Genomic DNA, 25,481 nt, shown 5'->3' with positions numbered 1-25,481 from the left:
ATCGGACGACCAGCGCACCGATTCGAGCCGATGACCGATCACGAACACTCACACCCTCGCTCCTCGAGGAGTTCGGTGACGGTGTACTGTGCTCCACACTCGCGACAGGTCGCCCGCACGTCGACGGTAACGGTGAGGTCGCCGACGGCCAACTCGTCGGCGCGCTCGAGGCGCTCGAGGCGGTTGGCCGAGACGGTCTCGGTCTTGCTCCGCAAGCGTTCGATCGTGGTTTTCGTCTCGCCAAGGCGGTCCGTCTCGGGCTTCTCGTAGGTTGCGTCGCGGTGTTTCGTGAGGTAGGTCCGAACCGCCTGGTACGAGACGAAGTCGGACTCGAGCTGGTCGACGTCGACGCCGCGACGCTCGAGACGGCGGCGGATACGCGTCCGATCCGCCGAACTGACCCCCTCGTCGGCGAGTCCCTGATAGAGGGCGTCGAGTTCGGTCTCGAGGGAATCGCCGTCAGCCCGACGGATCGACGCGCGCAGGAGTTCGCGATTGAGATCGTCGGCGAGCGCTCTGAGACTGCGTCGGTCCTCGCCTTCGGCAGTCCAGGCGCGTTCTAACTCGACGCCGAATCCCTCGAGGTCGTACTGGTGAATCACGCGTGCGACTTTCCCGCCTCGAGTCCGACGTTGCTCGTCGTCTGATTCCGCTGGAACCATCGTTTTCGAGAGGTGGGCACAGCATCCTTACTGTTTCGGAGTTCGTGTCGTCGAACGATACGGAAGGAGGAAACGACTCCCGAAACGAGCGGTGGTTGAATTAAAAGTAATCACCCACCAATAGTAATCGCAAGGTGGAACGTGTTGCCTAGGCGATAATCCGGTAGAGAACCAATATCGAACAATTTCGTAACAATCACCAAAATTCGTCGGGATGGGATAGTAGAGCTATATTACTCTAAAAACCATCTTCCAGAAGATTTTCGTTCGTTAGTAGCCCAGTCATTGGTTTTGTCCCGTGTTTTCACACCACTTGTCCGAGTCTGTCCTCGGTACTCGAATCCGATTTCTTTCAGTATTCGGCGGCAACTCGGCAGCGAATAGTGGACGTCGTAGGTGTCCACCAAATACTGCTGGACGATCGACGGACTCCAACCCGAACCGACATCGTACGCGTCGGGTGGGGACTCCTGTACCGTTCGTTCGAACTCGAGTCGCTCGTCTTCGGAGAGTTTTCGCGGTCGGCCGGGCCGGTGTTCGTCTTCGACGGCCGCCTCGAGTGACTCCGCGTCGAGTCTGTTGAGCCAACTGTAGATCGTCTTTCGCTCGACGTTGTGCCAGTCTGCGAGTTCCGTCTGCGTCACGCCATTTTTGTAGGCAATCGCTGCGAGTAACCGCTGTGTCGGCTTTTTCCCCTCGACGTTCTCGAGTGCGGCGTGCAGTTCGTCGACGGAGAGGTCCTCGAGGTGATCCATTACCCCCAGTAGGATCTCTGAGTAAAAAGTTCTAACGCTTTTAGGAACATGATGAGAGTAGTGAGAAGTGAGTGGTGGGCGGTGAGCGGTGAGTGGTGAGTGGTGAGTGGTGGGTCGTGGGTCGTGGGTGGTGACAGTCGAATTGCTAGTGTAACTGACAGCGAGGTCGAAACAATAACACTGTCGCGCTCGAGAGAAGCGGGTGTGATACTCGCCGGTAGCGAGGCGACGATTCCTGATCTCCTGCGCCTCGTCGCGCTTCCCGTCTTCGCCTGGACTGCGGTTCGCGACGTTAAAACGAGGCGCGTCTCGAGCGCCGTTTGGATTCCACTCGCGTTTCTCGGAAGCGCGTTGCTCGTCTGGGACGGCTGGCTCGCCTGGAACGCGGAGGCGACCGTCTGGGCCTACGAGTTCCTCCTCCCGACGGCGGTGAGTCTCGGCTTCGTCGTCCCGATCGCGTACCTGTTCTGGTGGTTCGGCGGCTTCGGCGGAGCGGACGCGAAGGCGTTGCTCGTGCTGGCGTTGTTGTTTCCGACGTACCCACACTACGAGATCGGCTCGGTGGCGTTTCCGCTGACGGTGACGCCGATCGAGACGTTTTCGTTCACGATCCTGACGAACGCCGTCGTCATCGGCATCGCCATTCCGATCGGGCTCGCGGTCGCGAACGCCGCTTCGGGGCGGTTCAACAGCGTGATGTTCATCGGCTGGCCCGTTCCGTGGGATCGTGTTCCCGAAACGCACGGCAGACTGCTCGAGGATCCGTCGGGACGGTCCCGTGGCGGACTCGACCTCGACGCGTTGCGGATGTACCTGCGCTGGCGGGGCCTCACCCTCGAGGACGTTCGGGAACGGCCGGATCGATACCGCGACCCGGCGACGCTACCGGACGAGCCGAATCCGCCGACCGACGGGGCCGTCGACGCGGACGTTCGCAGTGACGGCGGCACAGCCGTAGCCGACGAGGGTGTCTCCGAGACGGCCGAAGGGAACGCGAGCGACGACGATCCGTGGGGAGCCGAGGCCTTCCTCGAGGACATTCCCGGGACGGCCTACGGTACCTCGCCCGCGGAGTTGCGGACGGGACTCGAGGTGCTCGCGGAAAAGGAAACTGTCTGGATTTCGCCGGGGACGCCGTTTCTCGTGCCCGTCTTCCTCGGTCTGGTGCTCGCGTTGATCTACGGCGATATCCTCGTCGGGACGCTCTTCTAACGCGGATTTCGGTTCGCTAAACGGCGCGAGTGGAAATCAGGAGTACAGATAGCGTTCGTACAGCGGCACCAGCGCCGTCCAGAAGACGACAAACGTGGATCCGATCGCGATCAGGGCGAGCCACGGGTCGCCGCGGCCTGCGGGCGGGCCACTCGCGAGCAACGCGAGCGTTCCGAGGAACAACAGAACGCAGACAGCGACGCTGCCGAGTTCGAGGATCGTCGCGAGCGGATAACCACGAAGGCGGGCGGCGAGATCGGCGACCATACGCGGATCTCGCGCGCGGATCGTAAAAATACCACGGCAGTCGGCGCGCGAACGGTCGATCAGGAGCAACTGGCCGTCCTCGAGTTCGACCGAGGTTCGATCGACGGCCGATATCTCCTCGAGCGGACGGGAACGGAGCGTCCGGGCGAATTACGCGCCTGACTCGATGTCGGCAGCGATCTCGTCGAGTTCGTCGTCCGCGAGGTCGGTCGGACCGTCGAAGACGGCGTGGATCGGACCGCTCGAGTCGTCCTCGAAGCGAGGAACGATGTGGCAATGGACGTGTGGAACCTCCTGACCGGCCGCTTCGCCGTTGTTGAACGCGACGGTCGTCGCGTCGGCGTCGACGGCGGACTCGACGGCGGGAACCAGTCGATGGATCGTCGCGTAGAGATCCGAGGCAACGTCCTCGGGGACGTCGTTCAGCCGTTCGTACTCGTCTTTCGGGATGACCAGCGTGTGTCCCGGCTCGAGTGGGTTCGCGTCCAGAAACGCGATGGTCGTCTCGTCTTCGTACACGATTCGAGCGGGAATGTCACCCTCGACGATCTGCGTGAAGATCGTACTCATACGCGAGTGTGTGTCGGCCGGCTGTATGAAGGTTACTCGCCGAATCGTTTCCTGGGACGACGGGCGGATAAACTGGAGTGAAGTCGGCGTAAGTGCGGGTGAGCGTCGGTAGTGTTCACTACCCTCGATCGTAGAGACGCAGGTGCCCGCACCGACGACGGGCACGCTTGCACAGTCACGAAACACACCCTCACGCATCCCAACGCATACCGCCACCCATTTTCCGGCATCGGCTCCGCTACGGTTCGTCGTAAGCTGTGCAGCGTCGGCTACGTCGCGCCGTCGCACAACTCCTCGAGCGTCACCCGAATCGCCTCGAGGTACTCCGCCGGCTCGTAGCCGAGTCGGCCGATCCAGACGTCCTGGTACGACGGGTGGAGAATCGGGACGAGCCAGGTCTCGAGACGGGAACAGCGAACGGGCTCGAGGACGGTCTCGAGGAAGCCGTCCAGTTCCCGCTCTTCGGCCGCGAGGACGGACGCCGTCGCGTGTTTACCGGTGGCCAAAACGACGGTCGGCTCGAGCGTCTCGACTTCGGTGACGAGGTGTGTTCGGCAGTTCGTGCGTTCCTCGGGCGTCGGCTCGCGGTTACTCGAGGGGTCGGCCGGGTCGGCGGGAAAGCACTTGACGGCGTTGGTATAGTAGGCGTCGTCGCCGTAGCCGACCTGGTCGACGATTCGCCGAATGCGCCGGCCGGAGTGTCTCGAGGTGTAGGCCTTGCCGGTCCAGTTGCCGCCTCGCCAGGTGTCGGCGTCGGGGGTGCCGGCTCCCGGGGCTTCGCCGACGACGAGCACGTCGGCGTCGAGCGGACCAGTTCCCCACGAGATGCACTCGCGGTGTTCGGCGAGGGCCGGGCAGCGCTCACAGTTCGGTTCGATCGCGTGTCGCGAATCGGGGAACGGCGGCTCGGAGGGATTGGGGTCGGAGGACACGAGCGAATGTCGGGCTCGAGTGAGTTAGGCCGCTCGGATTCGGATTCTGTGGGAGGGACAGATTTACAATTACTGCGTTCCTCCCCAGTGTCAATGGGATCTGCAAGTCCGGAACTCCTCGTCGAAGTACTTCACTTAGCTGTCTATACGATTCTCGCGAGCGTATTGACGATTGGCGGGATCGCCGTCGAGTACACGAGCGTTCAGTACTTCGGTTCTGGAGAGGTAGTAGTCGCACTCTGGCTGGCCGCAATCGGCTGTGTCATGCTCTATGCGGGCGTCTACGGTATCGGTTATCAGAAGGCGATGGTACAGTTTCGCAACCTGACTCGGTAAGGATCCGGACGGTCGACTCGGTCGTTTCGAATCACCTCCCCGCAGCGCCGTCAGCGATACCGATTCCCCTTTACTCTCGGAGTGAGATTGGATCCACATGAGCAGGTTCGGCGAGGTCGACGACCAGTACGATCCCGACGCCCTCGAGGGGCGAGTGTTCGACTACTGGGACGACGTCGACGCCTATCAGCAGACGGTCGATCACCGATCGGACGGTGAAACGTACTTCTTCGTCGACGGCCCGCCGTACACGTCGGGGTCGGCGCACATGGGGACGACGTGGAACAAGTCCCTGAAGGACGTGTACATTCGCTTCCTCCGGATGCAGGGCTACGACGTGACGGACCGTCCCGGCTACGACATGCACGGACTGCCGATCGAAACTCGCGTCGAGGAGCAACTGGGCTTCGAGAACAAGAAAGACATCGAGGCGTACGGCGAGGAGAACTTCATCGAGGCCTGTAAGGAGTACGCCGACGAGCAACTCGAGGGCCTCCAGTCCGACTTTCAGGATTTCGGCGTCTGGATGGACTGGGACGATCCCTACCGAACGGTCGAACCGGAGTACATGGAAGCCGCGTGGTGGGGCTTTTCGAACGCCGCGGATCGCGACTTAGTCGAGAAAGGACACCGCTCGATTTCCCAGTGTCCGCGCTGTGAGACGGCGATCGCGAACAACGAAGTCGAGTACGAGGACGTCGAGGACCCCTCGATCTACGTCAAATTCGACCTCACGAGCCGAGACGGCTCGCTCGTCATCTGGACGACGACGCCGTGGACGATCCCCGCGAACACGTTCGTCGCCGTCGACGAGGACGGCGAGTACGTCGGCGTCGAGGCGACCAGCGACGGCGAGACGGAACTGCTGTACGTCGCCGAGGCGAAGGTCGAAGACGTTCTGCAGAAAGGTCGCTACGACGACTACGAGATCGTCGAGGAACTGACCGGCGAGGATCTGCTCGGCTGGTCCTACGAGCACCCGATGGCCGACCGCGTCCCGGACCACCCGGACCACGAGGGCGCGTGTGAGGTCTACGCGGCCGACTACGTCGACACCCACGGCGACGGCACCGGCCTCGTCCACTCCGCACCCGGCCACGGTGAGGAAGACTTCGAGCGCGGGAGCGAACTCGAGTTCCCGATCTTCTGTCCCGTCGGCAGCGACGGGGTTTACACCGCCGAAGGGGGCGAGTACGAGGGCGAGTTCGTCCGCGACGCCAACGAGAGGATCGTCGCCGATCTCGAGGCCGACGGCTCCTTGCTCGCCTCGGAGACGATCTCCCACAGCTACGGCCACTGTTGGCGCTGTGATACGGGCATTATCCAGATCGTCACCGACCAGTGGTTCATCACGATCACGGACATCAAGGACGAACTGCTCGAGAACATCGAGGATAGCGAGTGGCACCCCGAGTGGGCCCGGGACAACCGCTTTCGCGACTTCGTCGAGGAGGCCCCCGACTGGAACGTCTCTCGCCAGCGCTACTGGGGCATTCCGCTCCCGGTCTGGACGCCCGAGAATCACGATGATGACGAGGATCGAATCGTCATCAGCGACCGCGAGGAACTCGTCGAGCGCGTCGATCAGGATATCGACGCCGACACGGTCGACCTCCACAAGGACACCGTCGACGACCTGACGATCACCGAGGACGACACCACGTATACGCGTGTTCCGGACGTGTTCGACGTCTGGCTCGACTCCTCGGTCGCCTCGTGGGGCACCCTCGACTATCCCTCGGACGACAGCCGATTCGACGAGCTTTGGCCCGCGGACCTCATCCTCGAGGCTCACGACCAGACGCGAGGCTGGTTCTGGTCCCAACTCGGGATGGGAACGGCCGCCCTCGGCGAGAGTCCCTACGAACAGGTCCTAATGCACGGCCACGCGCTCATGCCCGACGGCCGCGCGATGAGCAAGTCCAAGGACATTCTCGTCGACCCGCACGAGGCCATCGACCGTCACGGCCGGGACGTGATGCGGCTGTTCTTGCTCTCGAACAACCCGCAGGGCGACGACATGCGCTTCTCGTGGGACGGCATGCAGACGATGGAGGACAACCTCCGGACGCTCTGGAACGTCTTCCGGTTCCCGCTGCCGTACATGCGACTGGACGGCTTCGATCCACAAGAAACCGAACTGGCGGACCTCGAGGACGACCTCGAGTTGGTCGACGAGTGGGTGCTCGCCCGCCTGCAGTCGACGAAAGCCGAGATGACCGAACACCTCGAGGAGTTCCGACAGGACCGTGCAGTCGACGCCCTCCTCGAGTTCGTCGTCGAAGACGTCTCCCGGTTCTACGTGCAGGCCGTCCGCGAACGGATGTGGGAGGAAGAAGACAGCGCATCCAAGGAGGCCGCCTACGCGACGATCTACCGCGTCCTGCGAGAAAGCGTCGTCCTGCTCGCCCCCTACGCGCCGTTCATCAGCGAGGAGATCTACGGCACGCTCACCGACGACGTGGACCACCCGACGGTTCACATGGAAGACTGGCCGACCGTCGAGTCGGCCTTCGAAGACGAGCAACTCGAGGAGGACGTCGCCATCCTCCGCGGGATCGAGGAAGCCGGCGCGAACGCCCGCCAGCAGGCCGGCCGAAAGCTTCGCTGGCCGGTCCCACGCGTCGTCGTCGCCGCAGACGATCAGCGGATCGTCGACGCCGTTTCCCGTCACACCGACTTGCTCGAGGATCGGCTCAACGCCCGCGAGATCGAACTCGTCTCGCCAGAGGATCGCTGGGGCGAACTCGACTACAGCGCCGAGGCAGACATGAGCGAACTCGGGCCGGCCTTCGGCGGCCGCGCCGGCGAGGTCATGAACGCGCTCAACGAGGCCCGAATCGACGAACCGTCCCTCGAGGAACTCGAGAAGGCCGTCTCTGACGTGCTCGAGGACGGTGAAACGATCGAGGAGTCGATGGTTTCGTTCGTCACGCAGACGCCCGACGACATCGCCGGCACCGCGTTCGGCCTGAACGGCGACGACCGCGGCGTCGCCTACGTCGACGCCTCGCTGACCGACGACATCGAGAGCGAGGGTTACGCTCGAGAGGTCATCCGCCGCGTTCAGGAGATGCGAAAGGACCTCGAACTCGACGTCGAGGAGCGAATCTCGCTGGAACTCTCGATCGACGACGACCGCGTCGCGAGCCTCGTCGACGAACGGATGGACCTTGTCCGCGAAGAGGTTCGCGCCGACGAACTCGGCGACCTCGAGGTCGTCACCGGCGCTCGCAAAGCGTGGGATGTCGACGGTGTGACGATGGAAATTGCACTCGAGCCGGTAGCGTCTGCTGAGGCGTGAGAGTAGTGCGATCGTTCACAGAACGGCCAGCGTAGTCGGCCGTTCTGTCTTTTTGGTCCAGATTTTTGCGCGAGTGGTGAGCGAACCCGAGCGCAAAAAGGTGGATGCAGTGATCGCACTCGAGCCGTTGGCGTCTGCTGAGGGGTCCGATTAGGACTGCCGAGCGGAGCGAGGCAGCTTTTTGGTCCAGATTTTTCGAGGAAGGGTGAGCGAAGCGAACCCGACGAGAAAAAGGTGGAGTCTGAGCTGGTAGCGTCTGCTGAGGCGGAAGGCTGACAAGTTGCTTCAGAACGTCGGGTGTTCCTCTCGAGCAAGCGCCGTGAACGGGTCGTATCGACAGTCACGATGTCACAACAGTAATGGTAATTGACTCGACAGAGTAGTGTAGTGACAACTCGAGGTGCAGTCTTCGTCTTCGTCGTTCTCCTGTGTGCGAGCCTTCCGGCGGGTGTCGTCGGAGCGGGCGAGTTGTCGTCGGCATCGGCTGCGGACGCGGATACGAGCGATCCGGCGTTCGCCGCTGAGGTGACCGATAGCACGAGCGCGATGGCGGACGAGGACGACGTGATGGAGCAACGAACCGAACTGACCCACAGGCCGGATGACTCGGACGTCTTCGGCGTCGAAACGACGTTCGAGCCGCCCGAGGGCGTCCACGGGTTCGAAATCGGCCTCGAGGCCGACGCGGAACTCGAGTCCATCGACGGGTTCGAAGAGGGTGGCGACGGAACGTACCGGTGGGACGAGACGACGGCCGAGCCCTCGATCGAATACGCGATGCCGGCCGATCGAACGGGCGACGGGCACCACCACGATCACGGGTCGGGCGACGGCTACTCGTTCGTCGACACCGGCGAGTGGGGACTCGTCCAGGTTCCCGACGTGAGCTACTCGCTGCAGGTACCGGAATCCGAAGGCGTCGGCGTCGAGGAGACGGTGTCGGTCGACGGCGAGGGCGCGGCCGGCAGCGACGTCGCATTCTTCGGCTCGCTCGAGGAGTACGAGCGAACCGTCGACGGAGAGACGATCACGCTGGCGGTCCCCGACGCGGCGGAGATGGCCGAAGAGCCCGGGGACGTGCTCGACGCGCTCGAGACGGCCAGCGGAGACCTCGAACTCGGCCCGCGCAGTGACGAGTCGTTGATCGTCGCGGCCCCGACTGACGCCGACTGGGGGCCACGAGGCGTCCAGTACGGCGACTCCGACGCGTGGGTGCGCGCCGACGCCGAACTCGAGGAGGCCTCGAACGTCTGGCTCCACGAGTACGTCCACGTTCGCCAGGGCTACGACACGTCGGCGACGGCGAGCGACGCCGAGTGGCTCGTCGAGGCCCAAGCCGAGTACTACGCCGCCTCGCTCGCCCTCGAGCAGGGGCTGATCAGCTTCGACGACTACGCAGCGTTCCTCGAGCGCGGCGAACAGTCACCGTACGCCGACGAGACGCTCGCGGAGCCGGCGACCTGGGACGAGAGCGAGACGGACTACGTGAAGGGGCCGCTCGTCTACGGCGAGATCGATCGGCAGTTGCGAGTGGCCACCGACGGCGATCGAACGCTCGAGGACGCGTTCAGGCAGACCAACGCTCAGCACGAGGAGATCGGTCAGGAAGCGTTCCCCTCAGCACTCGAGGAGGCGGGCGGTGAGGACGTGCGAGCGCTCGCCGAGGAGTACACGCAGACGGCTGAGGCCCCAGATATGTGGGGCTCGAGCGCGCACGCCGACGCGTTCGAGCAGCCAGGGTCGAACATCGAGACCGACCTCGACGCGTCGTCGATCCAAGTCGCGGGCGAAGAGTGGGAGTACTGGCAGAACGAGGAAATCAACGGCCTCGAGACCGACGGCGACGGCGTGCTGGCGGTCCCCGAAGGCGAGACCGTCACCGTGCCGGTCGACGTCGAGAACACCGATAGCCAGGCGGGGACGGCCGGCGTGACGCTCGAGGTCGGGACCGACCTCGTCGACGGCGAGCAGCGAGTGCTCGAGGGTGGCGAAACGGCGACCGAGTCGCTCTCGTGGGAGCCGAGCGAGCCCGGTGTCACCGACGTTCGCGTCGGCGACGAGCGACTGACGGTGTTCGTTCGCTCGAGTCCGAGCCTGAGCGTGGCGGATCTCTCGGTCGAGCCGAGTAGCGTCGACGCCGGAGAGTCGGCGACGGCGGTCGCCACGGTCGAACCCACTGGCGACCTGCCCGCTGCTGGGACGCTTTCGTTTCGAACCGCGGACGGTATCGTCGACGGCGCTCCGGTCGCGCTCGCACCCGGCGAGACGGCGACCACGGAGGCGGAATTGACGTTCGACGAGGAGACTCGCTACGAGGTCGCCGCGGGCGAGCAAACCGCGACCGTCACGGTCGGCGGCACACTGGCGCAACTCGAGTCGATGCCCGGATTCGGCGTCGTCGCCGGTCTTCTCGCGATCAGCGTCGCACTCGGGATCGGGCTGCTCGGTCGACGGCGCTGACCTGCGTTCGCAGCCCGCTCGCCTTCTCGAGAATCACCGCGTGAGCTGGTAGCGACAGGCCGACTCATCGTCGTGGACGCACGCGGTTTTCACGACCGTCACCTCGGCGTCGAACTCCTCGGCGAGCCCCTCGAGCATCCCCCGAGCCAACCCGCAGTACGCCGGTTCGCGGTGCGTTCGATAGGCGAGGTGAACGTCGTCTGTGGACTCGCGAGTCGTGGTGAGCGAGGGGAGCGAGGCGTCGGTCGTCGCCTCGTCGACGTCCCCTCGAATCGACTCGAGGGCGGTGAGGAACGCGATGAAGTCGTCGGTACGGACGTGCGCGCTGAACGTCGAGAGCAGTTCGGGGGCGAGCGCTCGTCCGAAGTCGCGTTCGATCTGACGGCGATCCTGGCTCGCCATCGACGTGATGGCCGAGAGAATAGCCTGTATTTCGTGATCCTCGTACGAGGAGACCGGAAGGTAAAGCGTCGGCTCGAGGCCCGCACGCTCGAGAATTTCCTCCCAGGTCTCTTCGTCGGTGCGATCGATGGCGTACTCCTTGAGCGTCTTGTGGACGATTCCGTGCATAATCGGTTGGAATGGCGTGTTGGTAGGGTGTGTTCGTTTGTGCCGTGTGAACGAACCCGATCTGGATACCATCGAATCGGTGCAGCACCTATATAATAGTTACAGACTGTCCAAAATTGTGAGTGGGGTCGCGCAGTCGAAGCGATCTGAACCGAGGTGTCGCTCCCTAGAGTTTCGCTGCAATCGCCGGCGCAACCGAGACGGTGCTCGTCTGGCGTTCGATCGTATCGGTTCCGTAGATTGCCGAAACGCCCGCTCGAGAGAGTTTCGTGACGGCGTCTCGAGCGAGCAACGGGTGGACGCAGGTGACGAAGACGTTGCCCACGTCCCGCTCCTGTAAGACGGCGACGGCTTCGCTCATGGTCGAGCCGGTGGCGATAATGTCGTCGGTGACGACCACGTCGCGGCCGGCGATGTCCACGTCGCTCGGCGTGACTTCGACCTCGGTTCCCGAGTGTCGCGTCTTCTCGAAGTAGTCGGTGTCGCCGTCGCCGTAGGCCTCACGAACCGTTTCGGCGAGATCGATCGCACCCGCGTCTGGCGAGAGAAAGACCGGGTTCGTGAGGTCATCGGGCAACGGATCGGCCAGTCGCCCCGCCGCGTCGACGGCCGTCGCCGTCGGCTCGAAAAAGTCACACACCGCCTCCTCGTGGGGGTTGACCGTCAACACGCGATCCGCGCCGGTCGAAATCGCGCGAGCGACGGCCCGCGCGGAGATCGGGTGGCCCGCCTCGAACGCGGCATCCTGACGACCGTAGCCCATGTACGGCAAGACCGTCACGACCTCGGACGCGCCGGCTTCGCGGACGGCGTCTTGCAACTGGAGCACTTCGAGGTGTGCATCGCTCGAGACCGTCGAAGCGACGACGATGGCCCGGTCGTCGTCGAAATTCGGAACGGAGGCGAGCACTTCGCCGTCCGGAAATCGGTTGTACTCGACGGCGGCGAGCGGTTCCTCGAGGTCGCGTGAGAGTGCAGCGGCCAGCGACTGGGACGTGGATCCGCTGACGATGGTCGTCATACTCGAGTGCAGCGCACGGAGAATAAACCAGTTTTCGTTCTGCTGGTCCGAACTGTCTGCTCGAGCGGAGTACTCGAGTGGCCCGTCAGCCTATCGAGTGTGCTACTCTGCTTCGGCGTCGTCGATGTCGGCCGGATCCTCGCCGCAGGTGTCGTTGTTCGTGTCGCTCAGGAACGTCACCTCGTCGTCGTCGATCCGAACGAACAAGTCGAGGCAGTCGGGTTCGTTCCACTGCTCGGGCGTCGTTTCCATTGGCTCGCCCTCGTCGAGGCGGGCCGTGACCCGAATCGAACCGGGGTCGTTCGGCCACTCTCGCTCGAGCGTCACGGAGTCGTTGCCCTCGAGCGATTCGGTCACCCACGACTCGGTTTCGCGGTCGAACTCGACGATAACGTCGACCGTGTGACTCGAGTCGCTCGAGTTGTCGACGACGATGTCACCGAGGATCGATCCCTCGTCGTCGGTTTCGCTCTCCGTTTCGCTCTCTTCGTTCGATTCGTCGTCGTCACCCTCCTCGTCACCATCGCTGCTCGTGCACCCAGCGACGACACCGGTGAGTCCGACACCGGTTCCCGTGAGGAGTTGCCGTCGTGTTATCCCACGCATACGTGAGAGCGATGGGAGCGGGGATAGTTAAAGTATCGTCAGACAATGATGTTTTCAATTTTGATAATTGTGCCATCAGAGAGTGCGAACGACGCCGATACAACCGTGCTCGAGTCGTCACTAACAGTTAGCCGCTCGTCGAAAGAATAGCAAGTCCAGTGACATCACCGACGCCGAGCGTCTGTGAGCGCCACCGGTCGGTCTCCGACTCCGGCGTTCCAGCGAGGAACGTCCCGCGTTTCGTCACGGCGTACACCGTCTCGCCGTAGCCGAGGCCGACGACCGGTTCGCTCGAGCGGTCGTACGCGTGCCACGAGTCGTTCTCGTCGGACGCGTCGTCGCCGTCGTTTCCGTCGTGCACGTCAACCCCACCGTACGCGTAAACCGTCCCGCCCGAGACAGCGTGTGCGCGGGTGAGTTGCCCGGGTTCGGTTCGGGGGTCGGCCGCGACGGCGTCGAACTCGCCCTCGAGGACCTCCATCCAGCCGTTGCCGAGTTTGTAGAGGCCGTCGGCGGTCGCAGCCAACGGAACGCCGGCCGCCGAGACGTCGCGAACGGCAGCAAGTCCGGCGTGGTCGAGGTGGCCGTCGTGAAGTCGGTAGACACCGTTTTCGGTGCCGATAAGCCCGCCGTCGATCGCGCGAACGTCTCCCAGGTCGCCGCGGTCGATAGTGTTCCACGTGAGGGACGCTGTGTCGAGTGAGTCGTCCACGGCTTCGAGCGAAAGCGTGGCGAGGTCACCGTCAGGACTGGCTGCGATCAGTTCCTCGTCGTGGAACCCGACGGCGACGGCGGGGCCGAAACCGGTGGCAACGAACGTCTCGTCGCTGCCTTCGGCGTCATCGGTAGACTGCTCGCGTTCGTCAGCACCGCGCTCGAGGTGGAGAACGCGAACGTCGTCGCCAGTCGCAATCGCGACGATGTCGTCGGTCGCTGCGACGTCGCGGGCGTCACAACGGTCACAGAGCCCGAATTCGCCAACGGTGTCGCCGGCGACGCGGACGCGGACGACGCCGATCGAACTCGCGACGTATCCCTCGATGGCCCCCTCGCGGTCGCCGTAGACGCGTTTCTCTTCGATCGAGTCCATACGTGGACGCTCGTGCCCGCGCGCCGAAAACGTTCTGTCTGCTTCGGAATCCCTTTGAGGAGTCCGCTCTGAGTACCAGCCATGCAAGTGTTCGGATCGAGCGGGACGCGCGGCGTCGCCAACGAGGAGTTGACGCCCGCGTTCGTCCTGCGGGTCGCAAAAGCGGCGGGGACGGCCTGGGGAGCCGACCGGGTCGCCATCGCGCGAGATACGCGCTACACGGGGCGGATGCTGGCCGACGCGGCGTCGAGCGGACTCGCGAGTACCGGGACGGACGTCGACCGAATCGGCGTCATTCCCACGCCGGGCGCACAGTTCTACGCAGAGCGTGAGGGAATTCCCGTAATAGTGATCACGGCCTCGCACAATCCACCCCAGTACAACGGCGTCAAACTCGTCGGCCGCGACGGGATCGAACTCGCCGTCTCGGACTTAGAGGACATCGAGGACGTGTTACTCGCCGAGTCGGCCACCGTCGCGCCGTGGGACGAAACCGGCCGCGTTCAGGAAATCGAGGGCGTGAGACGCGCCTACGTCGACGAGTTACTCGAGGCCGCAGACGGCGAGACCATCGCCGACGCCAACCTCACCGTTGCGCTCGACCCCGGTCACGGCGCGGGATCGCTCACGAGTCCTGAGTTCTTCCGCGAACTCGGCTGTCGCGTCGTCACCGTCAACAGCCAGCCCGACGGTCACTTCCCCGGACGCGACCCCGAGCCAGTCCCCGACAATCTCGAGGACCTGGGCCAACTCGTCCGCGCGACGGACGCCGACGTGGGAATCGCCCACGACGGCGACGCCGACCGAGCCATCTTCTACGACGAGAACGGCGAGTACATCGTCGGCGACGCGGCCCTCGCCGCACTCGCCGCCGCGGAACTCGAGGCGGGCGAGACGACCGTCTCCGCGGTCAACGTCTCCCAGCGACTCGTCGACGTGGTCACCGAGATCGGTGCCGACCTCGAGTTGACGCCCATCGGCTCGACGAACATCATCACGCGAATCGAGGAACTCGAGGCCAACGACGAGCGCGTGCCGATCGCCGGCGAGGGCAACGGCGGCATCTTCTTCCCCTCGTTCCGACTCTCGCGCGACGGGGCGTTCACGGCGGCGCGATTCCTCGAGCTCGTCGCCGACCGACCGGCGAGCGAAATCGTCGCTCCCTACGACGATTACGCGAACGTTCGCTTCAACATCGAGTACGAGTCGACGGCCGAACGCGACGCGATGATCGACGCCGCGGCAAATCACGCCCAGGAGTCCGACGCCGAACTCAACACCCGCGACGGCTACCGACTCGATCACGGCGACGCGTGGGTGCTCGCTCGCCCTTCGGGGACCGAGCCGCTCGTCCGAATCTACGCCGAGGCTCGAGACGCGACCCGTGCTCAGGAACTCGCCGAAGAACTCTACGAGACGGTTGCCGACGCGAAAGCCGACGCCTGAGAATCGACGGACCCCGTCGGTTTTCACCACTGTCCGTTCTACGAACCGGACCGACGAGGCGCTCTCAACTCGAGCGTGCGTCTATCGTCCGTATCACGAGTCCGTGAACAGCGACCAGCACGATGACCGCCCCGACGATCAACGCGCCCTCGAGCGGCGTCGTCAACAGTCCGAGCGAGACGATGAGCGTCGTCGCACAGGCGGGCGGGTGACGGGTGTCCGTCGCGAGCATGCCGCCGGCCGTCACCATCGTCGCGAGGACGCCGCTGACTGCGAGTCGGAGGCCCTCGATCGAGCCGGGGTCGGCGGCGCTCGTCATCGTGATGCCACTCGCGAGCAGGTGGTACGCGAGTAGCCCGGCGACGACGCCGATGAGGTGGCCGCCGATGACGCGTCGCGGCCGCGTCGCGTCGCTTCGCTGAAAAAGCGCCAGCACGAACGCGGAGGGGCCGAGACTCGGGAACAACATCGGCACCCCCAGTAGCCACGAGAGTACTGCCGTCGTCGACAGTAAGAGGCCGGTGTGCAGCGTCGTCCCAACCCGGTCGTCCATGACCGTGCTTTGTCCGTCAGTGGAAAAACCCCGCTGGTTCACCGATTGTCAGATATCGAAGAGGTTGGCGGCACGGTTTCGCTGTGTGAGGTTTCTCTAAAAATAGCGGTAAGTACAGACGGAGACGTGTGCACTCACCGCGAGCGAACGGAGTGAGCGAGCGGGCCGACGACCGACCCGTCGGGGAGGGAGGAGTGCTTTTCATCAACGTTTTGCCGAGCGACCGAGTGCCAGCGAGGGAGCGCAGCGCAAAAGGTTGGCAGACGTAGTTACCGAATTGGACGGTTAGCTATCGGGGGTGGTTCTGAATAAGGGAGCCGTGCAACGATCTACCAATATCGAAGAAGTTTACAACACGAAATAAAATGATCGCTCGACTCGAGACAGGAGTCACGAGCGCCACTCGAGGGACCACAGGGTGCGTCTCAGGGAACGATCGTTACCGGAATCTCGGACTGTCGCGTGACGGCTTCGGCGACGCTGCCGAGGAGCACTCGAGAGACGCCCGAGCGACCCTCACTGCCCATAATGATCTGGTCGACGCCGTGTTCGCGACCGTACTCGAGGATGGCGGTTGCCGACGTGCCTTCGACGACGGCGGTCGTGACCTCGTGGCCGTGCTCCTCGCCGATCGTGCGCACGTCGGCGAAGAAGTCGGGTTCGGGCGTTCCAGCGTCGGTGTCAGCGTCGACCGGCGAGCCGCCGCCGTAGGCCGACTCGAGGTCGTCGATAGCGTGGACGACCGTGATCTCGTCGTCGGGAAAGACGGTGAGGGCGTGCTCGAGCGCCCCGCGAGCCGGCTCGGAGTCGTCCATCGGCACGAGAAGGTGTCGCGTCATATCCCAGCGTACGTCGGCGATCGCCTTCAGTTATCGCCTCCCAGCGGCCGGGAGACGGGGCGCGCGGTCACTCGCCGCCGTTCGATTCCGGTCGCGAGAGCGTGCTGTCGCCGGCCGGGGCGAGATCCGCTCGATCCGAATCGTACAGTTGGAAGCAGAACGTCGATCCGACGCCGGGCTCGGTTTCGACCCAGATGTCGCCGCCGTGGCGCTCGACGACGCGTTTACAGATAGCCAATCCGATCCCCGATCCGGACTGTTCGTCGTTCGTGTGCAGTCGCCGGAAGATATCGAAGATTCGTTCGGTGTTATCCGGGTCCATCCCGATTCCATCGTCGCTGACGGAAACGGTCCACAGCGGTCCGTCCCGTTCGGCCGAAATTCGAATCCGCGGCGGCACCTCGCCGCTGTACACCATCGCGTTCGTGAGCAGGTTCTGGAGCACCTGTCGCAACTGCGCCTCGTCGCCGTAGACAGTGGGCATCGGCGCACGCTCGAGTTCCGCGTCGGTCTCCTCGATTTTGAACTGGAGGTCGGTGTACACGTCGTCGAGAACGGCCTCGAGATCGACCGACTCGAAGGGGTCTCCCCGGGTTTCGACGCGCGAGTACTCGAGCAGGCCGTCGATCATCGCTCGCATTCGCTCGGCGCCGTCGACGGCGTAGTCGACGAACTCCTCGCCGTCTTCCTCGAGTTCGTCGCCGTATCGTCGCTCGAGCAACTGAAGGTAACTCGTCACCATCCGAAGTGGCTCCTGAAGATCGTGAGAAACCGCGTAGGCGAACTCCTCTAAGCGTTCGTTCGACGCCTCGAGTTCCGTAATCGCGTTTTCGAGGCGGCGTTCGGTTCGTTTCAGCTGTTCGTTTTGCTTCTCGAGTTCGTACTTTCGTTTCAGTTCGCGGTTCTTTCGCTCGAGCGCCTTCGCCTGCGTGTGAGTGCGGGCGTTCAATACGCCGACGAGGAGTCCGGTTACCGAGCTGATCGACAGCAAGATCACCTGCGTGCCGCCCGTGAGCGTGAGTTCGACGCCCGGGTGAAGTTCGCGGAGGCCGACGATGAGTCCCATGACGACGATTCCCCCGCCAGTCCACGCCACGATACGCGAGTACAACTCGGGGAGAATTGTCGTCGACGGTAACCATGTCCCGGCGTACACCATCGCGATTCCCGGGACCCCGATCAGAATCGAGTCGATGGCGGCCTCGAGCAACGCCGCGCTGAGGTGATTTCCCTTGATAAGCAGCGTGTACGTGATCGAACCTCCCGCAATAACCAGCAAAACGACACCCAGTGCACTCAAGAGGCGGTTCCAGTTACTCATTGCCACCGGTTACGGCGCACCGGCATAATAATAGTGCGATGTGAATTATTAAGACTCGGAAGACAGTCAGTCCGAGCGGCCACTACCGCTGTCGCGAGCACCCCGGCTCAGATCGGATCGTCGACATCCAGCGCCGCTTCGAGTCGCGCTCGTTCCGCCCGCAACTCCTCGAGTTCGGCCGCGACGCGACCGTCAGCCAGTCGTTCGCGCTCCGTCGGTGTGAGCTGGTCGACGGCTTGGGCCGCCGTCTGTAAGCGGTCGAACTCGAACTCGGGATCGGTCGTCAATCGGCGGATTTTGCGCACCCGGGCGACGGTCTCCTCGTCCGCGACTCGCTCGACGAACGGCCGAATTTCCCGGGTTTTTCGCTGCAAAACGGGTGCCTCCCTCGGCGGCCACTCGAGGCTGAGCGGGCCGGCGTCGATGCCGTCGAGAAACGTCCGTTGGGTCGCCACCTGCCGCTTGAGTTCGTCCGCACTGTCGACGTAGTGGTCGAGTTTCGACCGCGAGTAGTCGGCATACTCGAGGAGTTCGGGAATCGTGTACTTGCCGGCCGGATCGTCACGAACGTACGCAGCCAGATCGGCCGGTGGCTGTTCGTACTCGACGAAGGGGTACCAGCGGCTGCGCTCGAGCAAGGCGAACACCTCGCGGGCCGAGGCCTCCAGCCGATACGCCGTAAACGCCTCGTCGATCGCCTCGTTGTACGTCTCGAGCGGTGCTCGAAGCTCCTCGACCGGGGCGTCGATATCCGCGTTCCCGAGTTCGAGCAGTCGCTCGTGGTCGTCGGTTTCCTCGCCCAGCGCTCGGTAGCGTTTCGCAGCGTCCGTCCGCGCCTCGTCGATCGCCTCGCGGGCTGCCTCGCGCTCCTCGAGCAACTGCGCGTACTGTTCGGCCGGCTCGAGCGCCTCGTGCGCTCGCTCGAAATCCGACTCGCTGAGCCGGCGCTTGTCGATCGCATCCAGCGCATCCTCGAACGCCTCTCTCCCCTTCAGCTCGTCTGGGAGCCCCGAGACGAGCGAGTCGAACTTCCCCTCGAGTTCGAGGTACGCCTGAAAGTTTTCCCGGCCCGTTCCGGTCGCCCGGTCGACGTACGACTCGAGTAAGTCGGTGGCATCGCGGTAGGCCTCGGCCGCCTCCGCGACGGCGTCACCGCCCGCGTCGTCGATCCGTGCTTCGGCCTGCTCGAAGCGCTCACGCGCCGCCTCGAGTGTCTCACGCGCCGTGTGATCGTCGCGACTCGCGTCGTCACCGGGAGAGTGAACGCGCTCGCTCATTGGTGGTTACTCGTCGTAGACCGCGTCGGGATCGAACACCCGTTCGCCGACCGTTTCGCCCTCGATAGTGCGATAGAAACACGAGCGATAGCCGGTGTGACACGCCCCGCCGTCTTGCTCGACGACGTAGAGCAACGTATCGGCGTCACAGTCGACGCGAACCTCCTGGACGTGTTGTTCGTGGCCGCTCGTCTTGCCCTTTTGCCACAGTTCCTCGCGGCTCCGGGAATAATAGTGTGCGACACCCGTCTCGCGCGTGCGCTCGAGCGCCTCGGGCGAGACGTACGCGAGCATGAGTACCTCGCCCGACGTCGCGTCCTGTGCGACGGCGGGGACGAGTCCGTCCTCGCCGAAGTCGACCGCAACGGCGTCGTCCATACGTGATGGTTGTCTGGAAGGGCGATAGGTCTTTTGCCACGGCGCTCGCTCGGGGATTGCTGGATGTCAGTGCGTACACGGGACGCACTCGAGAACCGAAATCCGAACGTCGTATTCAGCGGCCGTTCGGGACGGCGGCGATCACTCCTCTCGGTCGTCGGACGGCCACGCGAAGCCGATGACGACGAGCGAGAGCACGACGAGGACGCCACCGAGAGCGAGTTGCCCGGTTCCGAGCGAGAGGTCGATCAGGCCTGTCATCACGTCGAGCCCGACGATCAAGACGAGCAAGGCGACGATGGAGATGAGTGCGAGGGAGACTCCCTTGCGGAGCATCCACTGCATCTCCGCCACGTCCGATTCGGAACTCGGCGTCGAGTCGGGTTCGTCTGGATGGTGTGCACATGACATGGGTCGTTCCTCTACCTGTGGCTCGACCGCCGACGCAGATAACGCTGTGTGCTGGCAAACCGACCTATCACGCGAAGAGAGCGCGTCTCTGCTACGATTTCCGCGTAGCCTTGCAAACGTGAGCGCGGACGCTATTACACTCGCGAGTGGAGCCATCGACGATGAGTTCTCGCAGGACATTCGAGAAGCCGGTTACCTGCCGGGTTTGTGAGACGACGAACGACCACTGCTATACGTACTGTCGAAACTGCCTCCGGACGCTTCCCGCACGCCCCGACGGACATCGCATCTGAGCCGACGAGCGAGGCGCGAGGGCAAACGAACGGAAAATGACGAACGAAGAACCACGAACGAAGCGGAGCGAAAAATCTTCGACTGGTGGAGCCTCAGACCTGTCCGTTCAGCGTGATGTAGTCGATACCGATGATCCGATCGTCGGACTCGAGGTCCTCCTTCGCGGCGTCTGGAACCTGGCTGTCGACGTTGTAGACGGTCAGCGCCTCGCCGCCGTGGGTCTCGCGGGCGTTGAACATCCCGGCGATGTTGACGCCGTGTTCGCCCATCACGCTGCCGATGAGGCCGATGACGCCGGGTTCGTCGGTGTTTCGCGTGACGACCATCTTGCCGTGTGGGATTGCGTCGACGCGGTAGCCGTCGACGCGGACGATCCGCGGATCGTCGCCGGCGAAGAGGGTGCCGTCGACCGCGATTTCGTCGTCATCGTTGCCGACGGTGACCGAGATTAGACTCTGGAAGTCGGCGGCCTGTCGCGTCTTGGACTCCGTGACGTCGACGCCGCGATCCTCGGCGATCTGGGGGGCGTTGACCGCGTTGACCTGCCACTCGAGGGGTTCGAAGACGCCCTTGAGCGCGCTCGCGGTGACGAACTCGACGTCCTCGTCGGCGATGTCGCCCTCGTAGGTGATTTCGACGCGTTCGATTCGACCGTCGAGTAGCTGTGCGGCGACCTTGCCCGCGGTGTCGGCGATTTCGATGTAGGGCTCGAGGCGCGGGAACGCGCTCTCGTCGATCGAGGGCGCGTTGAGGGCGTTCATGACCGGTTCGCCCGCGATAGCGGCGACGACCTGTTCGGCCGTCGAGGTCGCGACGTTCTCCTGGGCCGCCTCCGTCGAGGCACCGAGGTGGGGCGTGACGATGACGTCCTCGTGCTCGAGCAGCGACGAGTCGACCGGCAGGGGCTCTTCAGCGAAGACGTCGAGTGCAGCGCCGGCGAGCGTGCCGTCTTCGACCTTCGCGGCGAGTGCATCTTCCTGGATAATGCCCCCGCGGCCGACGTTGACGATGTAGCCGTCCTCGAGCAGGTCCAGTTCGTCTTCGCCGATCATCCCCTCCGTCTCGGGCGTCAGCGGCGTGTGGATGGTGACGAAGTCACCGCGCTCGAGACACTCCTCGAACTCGACGAGTTCGGCGCCGAGTCGGTCGGCGCGCTCCTCGGAGATGTAGGGGTCGAACGCGACGATGTCCATGCCCAGCGAGTCGAGTTTCTTGGCAACTTCCTGACCGACGCGTCCGAGGCCGACGACGCCGAGCGTCTTGCTGTCGAGTTCGGCACCGAGGTAGTCGCTTTTGGCCCACTCGCCGTTTTTCAGGCGAATGTGAGCCTGCGGGATCGAACGAGCGGCGGCGAACGTCATCGCGACGGTGTGTTCTGCGGCCGCGCGAACGTTTCCTTCGGGGGCATTCGCAACGATGACCCCCTCGTCGGTCGCAGCCTCGATGTCGATGTTGTCGACGCCGATCCCTGCTCGGCCGACGATCGCGAGTTCTTCGGCCGCCTCGAGCACTTCTTCGGTGACTTCCGTCCCCGAGCGAACGATCAGTCCGTGGGCGTCAGATACGGCCTCGAGCAGTGCCCCACCCTCGAGTTCGTAGCCAGTCTCGACCTCGTGGCCGGCGTCTCTGAGAACGTCCAGACCCGCATCGGCGATCGGATCCGTGACGAGTACCTTCATGCGCGAGACAATCGTGCGGAGCGTGTAAACCCTTCCGTTGTCGCCAGCGCTGGCAAAAACTACCTCATCGGTGCGAGCTGAGCGAGGACGGACCGCTCGAGGTGCCGAGGATACTACCGCCGGCATATCCTGTCGAGGTTCTGGTGCCGACGGACGGATCGTGGGGCGAGACACCGAGTCAACCGCTCGTTTCGCCTCGCCGGAACGGCCGGGAACGCGAACCGACGAACCCGGGACCGAAACGGTCAAGAAATGGCACCTCGAGTCGTGTGGGTGCGCTTTTCGTTCGCGCGTATGAACGTAGTTACCAGTCCGCAATTCAGTACGAATAGCTGACGTGGCACGCCGTTCGATTGTCGGGAGAACAAACAGTTGGCAACGGTGTAACGCGGCCGTTTCGAACCGTTAAATCGGAAGGAGTTCGTTTCCGGGCGACGGCCGTCTGCCACCGGCCAACGACGGTAACGTACGCCCACTTTCTCGGGTGAGACGCCGCTTCGCGTCAAGCCCACGGAACGACTACGCTAGTGAGTGGTGGCCGAGAGCTAACTGATGGTTAGATCGAAATTGACCGGCGACGAACCGTACAAAGTGCAACCGGTGAGCGGCCTCTGGAGATCGATAATCCTCACCTCGGAGGGACGACGCAATCGCGTGTTTTAGCGGCGGTCGCAGCTATGTCGAGTAGTTGGTATCACTGCCGTCAGAATATAGTTTGATGGATCGGGGACTATTCCGATCGGCGATTTGTCGGCGCGACTTGACGTGAACCCCGAATTACAGAGCGACCGGAGCGTATTCTACATGCCTGATATCCCCGAAGGAAATTCATTGATATGGGAAGGAACGGTCGTCGGTGTTAATCTGGAAACTGGGGGTACTCTCGTCTGTCCCGTAAGGGGCGTGAGAGACAAATGAGCAACCAAGAACAAACTGGCGACTCGAGACGGTCGTTTATGGCCAAGAGCGCCCTCGCGACGGGTGCGCTTGCGCTCGGAACGGCCGGATTCGGCACCGCCACCGTGGGCGCACAGGAGACGGATCGAGTAGCCGTCTTCGCGAACAACTACTATCCCGGCGCGGACTTCAACGTCATCGCCGTACTCGAGACGAGCACGACGGTCAACATTCTTCAGGACGACGACGAAACCGTCGACGAGATCAGCCAGCCCGACGAGTGGGGCGGCCACATCATCCGCTACGATATCGGAGCGGAATCGGGAATCACGACGTTCCTATTCGCCGACGGCCAGCAACTGAGCGCCGGTGACACCGGGACGATCAGCGAAGACGCGTCGATGTTGAGTCCGGATCTCAACCTCCTCAGCACGTCCCTGGACGATGCTGCGGAGCCAGACGACGACCTCGACGATGATGACGACCTCGAGGACGATGACCTGGACGATGACGTCGACGATGACGAGGACTTCGAGGATGATGAGGACTTCGAGGATGACGTCGACGATGATGACGACTTCGATAACGACGTCGACGACGAAAACGACGACGTAATCGGAAACGGAGGGAACTAACCATGGTTCAAGATCAAGAAGACCGCGCACTGGTGTTCACCTACGACTACGAGTCCGGCGAGAGTTTCGACGTCGTTGCGCAACTCGAGACGAGTACGACGGTCGATATTCTTCAGACCGGAGACGGAGAGACGGTGCCAGAGATATCCCAACCGGACGACTACACCGGGCACGTTATCCGGTACAATAACGGCGAAGGAGCGACGGCACCGACGACGTTGCTCTTCCTGAGCGACCAGAGTCTGAGTGCGGACGATAGCGGCTCGCTCGGCGAGGACGCGACGATGTTCAGTTCCCGGCTGAACCTCCTCGCCACGACGATAGACTAACACCCACTCACCATTTTTTCCCGCGTTGATTCGTGTACACGGTCCCCGACTCGCGATCCACTCCGAACCACGACGGCCGACTGCGCCCCAAACTGACACAACGGACTCGCTTGCCACCCGCGGGCGAACGAACTGGCGGACCGAAGTCACCCGTGATCGCAGGCGACCCGTGACTGCGACGAGGGCGACCACCGCAGGGGGGCGACCCGACGACTCTCGAGACAATGGCACACCGATTCGACCCACCCCGACGACAGACGAACAGTTCGACCGATTCGACCGATTCGACAGAGACCGACGGAGAGAATCGCCGTCGCGAGACGAAACGAACGACGGGCGCTGCAGCGGTTCTCGTGGTTGGCTCCTCGAGTTCGATCGACGGCGGCCGCGTCTCGGCCGACGAGTCCGAAAGTGAGGACGCAACGTCGACGAGCGACGACGAGAGCGAGGCAGCGAACGACGCCGAACCGGAGCTCCTCGACCGACCGTTGTTGGTGTCGATGGACGACTATCAGCCGGGTATTTCCGTCCGCGTCGTCGACCGACTGCCGGCACCGATCACCGTCCAACTCCTTCGGCCGCCGGACGGAGAAACGATCGCCGTCCTCGAGCGTCCCGACGAGTACGCTGGCTACGTCGCTCGCGACGAGACCGACGACGCGGTCCGAACGACGACGATCTTGTTCACGCGCGATAGCCTCGAGACGGACGCCGAGTACGCGCTCGAGCCGGACGCGCAGGTGTTCAGCACGCAACTGCGGTTGTTCGAATCGCAGGCGCGGCGCGTCGATGCGGACTGAGCGGGCGGCGACCGACAACCGCCCGACCCGCCGCCGGCTACTGACCGAGCTGTCGATGGGCGACGACCGATCTGGTGACGACCACAAACACTGACCGCGAGCGACGCCAAACCTGAACTGGTTTATTCGGGGGCGCACAACCACCGGCCGATGACAGTCGTCGCCTTCGACTTCGACGGAACGCTCTCCGATTCGGAAATGACCGTCCTGCTCGGCGATCGCTGCGGGGTCGCCGGCGATATGGCCGAGATCACCGAACGGGCGATGAACGACGAGATTGGCTACGCCGAGAGCCTCCGGAAACGAGCCGCCTTGCTCGAGGGCTTGCCGAAAGCCGACGTTACCGCCGCCTTCGACGAGGTCGAACTCCGCCCCGGCGCAGCGGACCTCATCGAGGAACTCACCGACGCGGGCGTGACGACCGCAATCCTCACGGGTGGCTTCGAACGCGGCGTCGCGGCTGCACTCGAGGCCGAGGACGTCTCCGTCGATCACATCGTCTCGAATAGGCTGCCGATGGCCGACGACGGCGAGGGGGCAGCCTCGGACGACGGCGAGCAGGCGGGAGCACTCACAGGAGACGTCGACGGGCCGCTCATCGAGGGCACGAAAGACGACGCGCTCGAGGACCTCGCCGCCGACGTCGGTGTCGACCTCGCGGAGACCGTCGCGGTCGGCGACGGCGCGAACGATCTGCCGATGCTCGAGGTCGCTGGTCTCGCCATTGGCTTCGAGCCAAAGCCGGCCGTCGAACCACACTGTGACGTCGTCGTTTCGACGATGGCGGAGGCGCGAGAGGTCCTCGCCGACGAGAACGTGCTGACGGCGAACTGAGGA

Annotated in this window: 24 protein-coding genes and 1 pseudogene; 9 read left to right on the top strand and 16 right to left on the bottom strand. The window is 63.7% G+C overall.

What is annotated here, in order from left to right; translation table 11 throughout:
* Positions 1-38: 38 nt before the first annotated feature.
* Positions 39-662, bottom strand: a complete 624-nt coding sequence (gene rdfA, locus BB347_RS14385) for a rod-determining factor RdfA (RefSeq protein WP_076582877.1) — start codon at positions 660-662, stop codon at positions 39-41.
* A gap of 311 nt (positions 663-973) precedes the next feature.
* A pseudogene (locus BB347_RS14380) lies at positions 974-1,417 on the bottom strand (helix-turn-helix domain-containing protein); the annotation flags it as partial.
* A gap of 204 nt (positions 1,418-1,621) precedes the next feature.
* On the opposite strand from BB347_RS14380, the gene BB347_RS14375 reads away from it, so the two are divergent.
* Positions 1,622-2,629, top strand: coding sequence for an A24 family peptidase C-terminal domain-containing protein (locus tag BB347_RS14375; RefSeq protein WP_076582880.1), 1,008 nt, complete (start codon positions 1,622-1,624; stop codon positions 2,627-2,629).
* A gap of 36 nt (positions 2,630-2,665) precedes the next feature.
* Here the strand turns inward: BB347_RS14375 and BB347_RS14370 are convergent, their stop codons facing one another.
* The 3 genes from BB347_RS14370 to BB347_RS14360 all read right to left on the bottom strand — a co-directional run bounded on the left by BB347_RS14370 (position 2,666) and on the right by BB347_RS14360 (position 4,398).
* Complete coding sequence (locus BB347_RS14370) at positions 2,666-2,896, bottom strand: hypothetical protein (RefSeq protein ID WP_076582882.1); 231 nt, start codon at positions 2,894-2,896, stop codon at positions 2,666-2,668.
* Between the two features lie 150 nt (positions 2,897-3,046).
* Positions 3,047-3,466: an HIT family protein gene (locus tag BB347_RS14365; protein WP_076582955.1), complete on the bottom strand. Its 420-nt coding sequence runs from the start codon at positions 3,464-3,466 to the stop codon at positions 3,047-3,049.
* 269 nt (positions 3,467-3,735) lie between these two features.
* The gene (locus tag BB347_RS14360) at positions 3,736-4,398 is read right to left on the bottom strand and encodes a uracil-DNA glycosylase (protein ID WP_076582883.1); all 663 of its coding nucleotides are present in this window, start codon (positions 4,396-4,398) and stop codon (positions 3,736-3,738) included.
* 93 nt (positions 4,399-4,491) lie between these two features.
* Between BB347_RS14360 and BB347_RS14355 the strand changes: the two genes are divergently transcribed.
* The 3 genes from BB347_RS14355 to BB347_RS14345 all read left to right on the top strand — a co-directional run bounded on the left by BB347_RS14355 (position 4,492) and on the right by BB347_RS14345 (position 10,498).
* Positions 4,492-4,734: a hypothetical protein gene (locus BB347_RS14355; RefSeq protein WP_076582885.1), complete on the top strand. Its 243-nt coding sequence runs from the start codon at positions 4,492-4,494 to the stop codon at positions 4,732-4,734.
* A gap of 97 nt (positions 4,735-4,831) precedes the next feature.
* Complete coding sequence (gene ileS, locus BB347_RS14350) at positions 4,832-8,038, top strand: isoleucine--tRNA ligase (RefSeq protein WP_076582886.1); 3,207 nt, start codon at positions 4,832-4,834, stop codon at positions 8,036-8,038.
* A 387-nt stretch (positions 8,039-8,425) separates the two neighbouring features.
* On the top strand, positions 8,426-10,498 hold the full coding sequence (locus BB347_RS14345) for a COG1361 family protein (protein ID WP_076582888.1): 2,073 nt from the start codon (positions 8,426-8,428) through the stop codon (positions 10,496-10,498).
* A gap of 33 nt (positions 10,499-10,531) precedes the next feature.
* On the opposite strand, the gene BB347_RS14340 is transcribed toward BB347_RS14345, so the two are convergent.
* The 4 genes from BB347_RS14340 to BB347_RS14325 all read right to left on the bottom strand — a co-directional run bounded on the left by BB347_RS14340 (position 10,532) and on the right by BB347_RS14325 (position 13,785).
* Entirely contained in the window at positions 10,532-11,068 is a 537-nt protein-coding gene (locus BB347_RS14340; RefSeq protein ID WP_076582889.1) for a heme NO-binding domain-containing protein, read from the bottom strand.
* Positions 11,069-11,234: 166 nt separating this feature from the next.
* Positions 11,235-12,089 (bottom strand): ribose-phosphate diphosphokinase, encoded by an 855-nt coding sequence (locus BB347_RS14335; protein ID WP_076582891.1) that lies wholly within the window; start codon positions 12,087-12,089, stop codon positions 11,235-11,237.
* A gap of 102 nt (positions 12,090-12,191) precedes the next feature.
* Positions 12,192-12,695: a hypothetical protein gene (locus tag BB347_RS14330; protein ID WP_076582893.1), complete on the bottom strand. Its 504-nt coding sequence runs from the start codon at positions 12,693-12,695 to the stop codon at positions 12,192-12,194.
* Between the two features lie 127 nt (positions 12,696-12,822).
* Positions 12,823-13,785: an HVO_0234 family beta-propeller protein gene (locus BB347_RS14325; RefSeq protein WP_076582894.1), complete on the bottom strand. Its 963-nt coding sequence runs from the start codon at positions 13,783-13,785 to the stop codon at positions 12,823-12,825.
* 81 nt (positions 13,786-13,866) lie between these two features.
* Here BB347_RS14325 and glmM point away from each other — a divergent pair, with 81 nt between their 5' ends.
* Positions 13,867-15,231 carry a phosphoglucosamine mutase gene (gene glmM / locus BB347_RS14320; protein WP_076582896.1) on the top strand — a complete coding sequence of 455 codons (1,365 nt, stop codon included), beginning with the start codon at positions 13,867-13,869 and terminating at the stop codon, positions 15,229-15,231.
* 64 nt (positions 15,232-15,295) lie between these two features.
* On the opposite strand, the gene BB347_RS14315 is transcribed toward glmM, so the two are convergent.
* From BB347_RS14315 to serA, 7 genes are all read right to left on the bottom strand, one after another.
* The gene (locus BB347_RS14315) at positions 15,296-15,784 is read right to left on the bottom strand and encodes an HPP family protein (protein WP_076582897.1); all 489 of its coding nucleotides are present in this window, start codon (positions 15,782-15,784) and stop codon (positions 15,296-15,298) included.
* Between the two features lie 425 nt (positions 15,785-16,209).
* Entirely contained in the window at positions 16,210-16,623 is a 414-nt protein-coding gene (locus BB347_RS14310; RefSeq protein ID WP_076582899.1) for a universal stress protein, read from the bottom strand.
* A 67-nt stretch (positions 16,624-16,690) separates the two neighbouring features.
* Entirely contained in the window at positions 16,691-17,944 is a 1,254-nt protein-coding gene (locus BB347_RS14305; protein ID WP_076582900.1) for a sensor histidine kinase, read from the bottom strand.
* A 107-nt stretch (positions 17,945-18,051) separates the two neighbouring features.
* The gene (locus BB347_RS14300; protein WP_076582902.1) at positions 18,052-19,221 is read right to left on the bottom strand and encodes a DUF7118 family protein; all 1,170 of its coding nucleotides are present in this window, start codon (positions 19,219-19,221) and stop codon (positions 18,052-18,054) included.
* A gap of 6 nt (positions 19,222-19,227) precedes the next feature.
* The gene (gene hisI, locus BB347_RS14295) at positions 19,228-19,599 is read right to left on the bottom strand and encodes a phosphoribosyl-AMP cyclohydrolase (protein ID WP_076582903.1); all 372 of its coding nucleotides are present in this window, start codon (positions 19,597-19,599) and stop codon (positions 19,228-19,230) included.
* Between the two features lie 141 nt (positions 19,600-19,740).
* Positions 19,741-20,010 (bottom strand): hypothetical protein, encoded by a 270-nt coding sequence (locus BB347_RS14290; protein ID WP_076582905.1) that lies wholly within the window; start codon positions 20,008-20,010, stop codon positions 19,741-19,743.
* A 386-nt stretch (positions 20,011-20,396) separates the two neighbouring features.
* A complete protein-coding gene (gene serA, locus BB347_RS14285) occupies positions 20,397-21,983 on the bottom strand; it encodes a phosphoglycerate dehydrogenase (protein ID WP_076582907.1) in 1,587 nt (528 codons plus the stop codon).
* Positions 21,984-22,897: 914 nt separating this feature from the next.
* On the opposite strand from serA, the gene BB347_RS14280 reads away from it, so the two are divergent.
* From BB347_RS14280 to serB, 4 genes are all read left to right on the top strand, one after another.
* Positions 22,898-23,515: a calcium-binding protein gene (locus tag BB347_RS14280; RefSeq protein ID WP_211137169.1), complete on the top strand. Its 618-nt coding sequence runs from the start codon at positions 22,898-22,900 to the stop codon at positions 23,513-23,515.
* Between the two features lie 2 nt (positions 23,516-23,517).
* Positions 23,518-23,844 carry a hypothetical protein gene (locus BB347_RS14275; RefSeq protein WP_076582910.1) on the top strand — a complete coding sequence of 109 codons (327 nt, stop codon included), beginning with the start codon at positions 23,518-23,520 and terminating at the stop codon, positions 23,842-23,844.
* Between the two features lie 224 nt (positions 23,845-24,068).
* Positions 24,069-24,644 (top strand): hypothetical protein, encoded by a 576-nt coding sequence (locus BB347_RS14270; RefSeq protein ID WP_076582911.1) that lies wholly within the window; start codon positions 24,069-24,071, stop codon positions 24,642-24,644.
* Positions 24,645-24,794: 150 nt separating this feature from the next.
* Positions 24,795-25,478, top strand: coding sequence for a phosphoserine phosphatase SerB (gene serB, locus BB347_RS14265; RefSeq protein WP_076582912.1), 684 nt, complete (start codon positions 24,795-24,797; stop codon positions 25,476-25,478).
* The last annotated feature ends 3 nt before the right edge of the window (positions 25,479-25,481 follow it).

The sequence above is a fragment of the Natronorubrum daqingense genome (genome assembly GCF_001971705.1).
In the GTDB taxonomy this organism is placed as follows: domain Archaea; phylum Halobacteriota; class Halobacteria; order Halobacteriales; family Natrialbaceae; genus Natronorubrum; species Natronorubrum daqingense.
This window is presented reverse-complemented; position numbering and strand designations above follow the sequence as displayed.

Excerpts from the sequence above, each read along its gene's own strand:
- rdfA (WP_076582877.1), bottom strand. The coding sequence starts at position 662 with ATGGTTCCAGCGGAATCAGACGACGAGCAACGTCGGACTCGAGGCGGG.
- BB347_RS14370 (WP_076582882.1), bottom strand. The coding sequence starts at position 2,896 with ATGGTCGCCGATCTCGCCGCCCGCCTTCGTGGTTATCCGCTCGCGACG.
- BB347_RS14365 (WP_076582955.1), bottom strand. The coding sequence starts at position 3,466 with ATGAGTACGATCTTCACGCAGATCGTCGAGGGTGACATTCCCGCTCGA.
- BB347_RS14355 (WP_076582885.1), top strand. The coding sequence starts at position 4,492 with ATGGGATCTGCAAGTCCGGAACTCCTCGTCGAAGTACTTCACTTAGCT.
- ileS (WP_076582886.1), top strand. The coding sequence starts at position 4,832 with ATGAGCAGGTTCGGCGAGGTCGACGACCAGTACGATCCCGACGCCCTC.
- BB347_RS14340 (WP_076582889.1), bottom strand. The coding sequence starts at position 11,068 with ATGCACGGAATCGTCCACAAGACGCTCAAGGAGTACGCCATCGATCGC.
- BB347_RS14335 (WP_076582891.1), bottom strand. The coding sequence starts at position 12,089 with ATGACGACCATCGTCAGCGGATCCACGTCCCAGTCGCTGGCCGCTGCA.
- BB347_RS14330 (WP_076582893.1), bottom strand. The coding sequence starts at position 12,695 with ATGCGTGGGATAACACGACGGCAACTCCTCACGGGAACCGGTGTCGGA.
- BB347_RS14325 (WP_076582894.1), bottom strand. The coding sequence starts at position 13,785 with ATGGACTCGATCGAAGAGAAACGCGTCTACGGCGACCGCGAGGGGGCC.
- glmM (WP_076582896.1), top strand. The coding sequence starts at position 13,867 with ATGCAAGTGTTCGGATCGAGCGGGACGCGCGGCGTCGCCAACGAGGAG.
- BB347_RS14315 (WP_076582897.1), bottom strand. The coding sequence starts at position 15,784 with ATGGACGACCGGGTTGGGACGACGCTGCACACCGGCCTCTTACTGTCG.
- BB347_RS14310 (WP_076582899.1), bottom strand. The coding sequence starts at position 16,623 with ATGACGCGACACCTTCTCGTGCCGATGGACGACTCCGAGCCGGCTCGC.
- BB347_RS14305 (WP_076582900.1), bottom strand. The coding sequence starts at position 17,944 with ATGAGTAACTGGAACCGCCTCTTGAGTGCACTGGGTGTCGTTTTGCTG.
- BB347_RS14300 (WP_076582902.1), bottom strand. The coding sequence starts at position 19,221 with ATGAGCGAGCGCGTTCACTCTCCCGGTGACGACGCGAGTCGCGACGAT.
- hisI (WP_076582903.1), bottom strand. The coding sequence starts at position 19,599 with ATGGACGACGCCGTTGCGGTCGACTTCGGCGAGGACGGACTCGTCCCC.
- BB347_RS14290 (WP_076582905.1), bottom strand. The coding sequence starts at position 20,010 with ATGTCATGTGCACACCATCCAGACGAACCCGACTCGACGCCGAGTTCC.
- serA (WP_076582907.1), bottom strand. The coding sequence starts at position 21,983 with ATGAAGGTACTCGTCACGGATCCGATCGCCGATGCGGGTCTGGACGTT.
- BB347_RS14280 (WP_211137169.1), top strand. The coding sequence starts at position 22,898 with ATGAGCAACCAAGAACAAACTGGCGACTCGAGACGGTCGTTTATGGCC.
- BB347_RS14275 (WP_076582910.1), top strand. The coding sequence starts at position 23,518 with ATGGTTCAAGATCAAGAAGACCGCGCACTGGTGTTCACCTACGACTAC.
- BB347_RS14270 (WP_076582911.1), top strand. The coding sequence starts at position 24,069 with ATGGCACACCGATTCGACCCACCCCGACGACAGACGAACAGTTCGACC.
- serB (WP_076582912.1), top strand. The coding sequence starts at position 24,795 with ATGACAGTCGTCGCCTTCGACTTCGACGGAACGCTCTCCGATTCGGAA.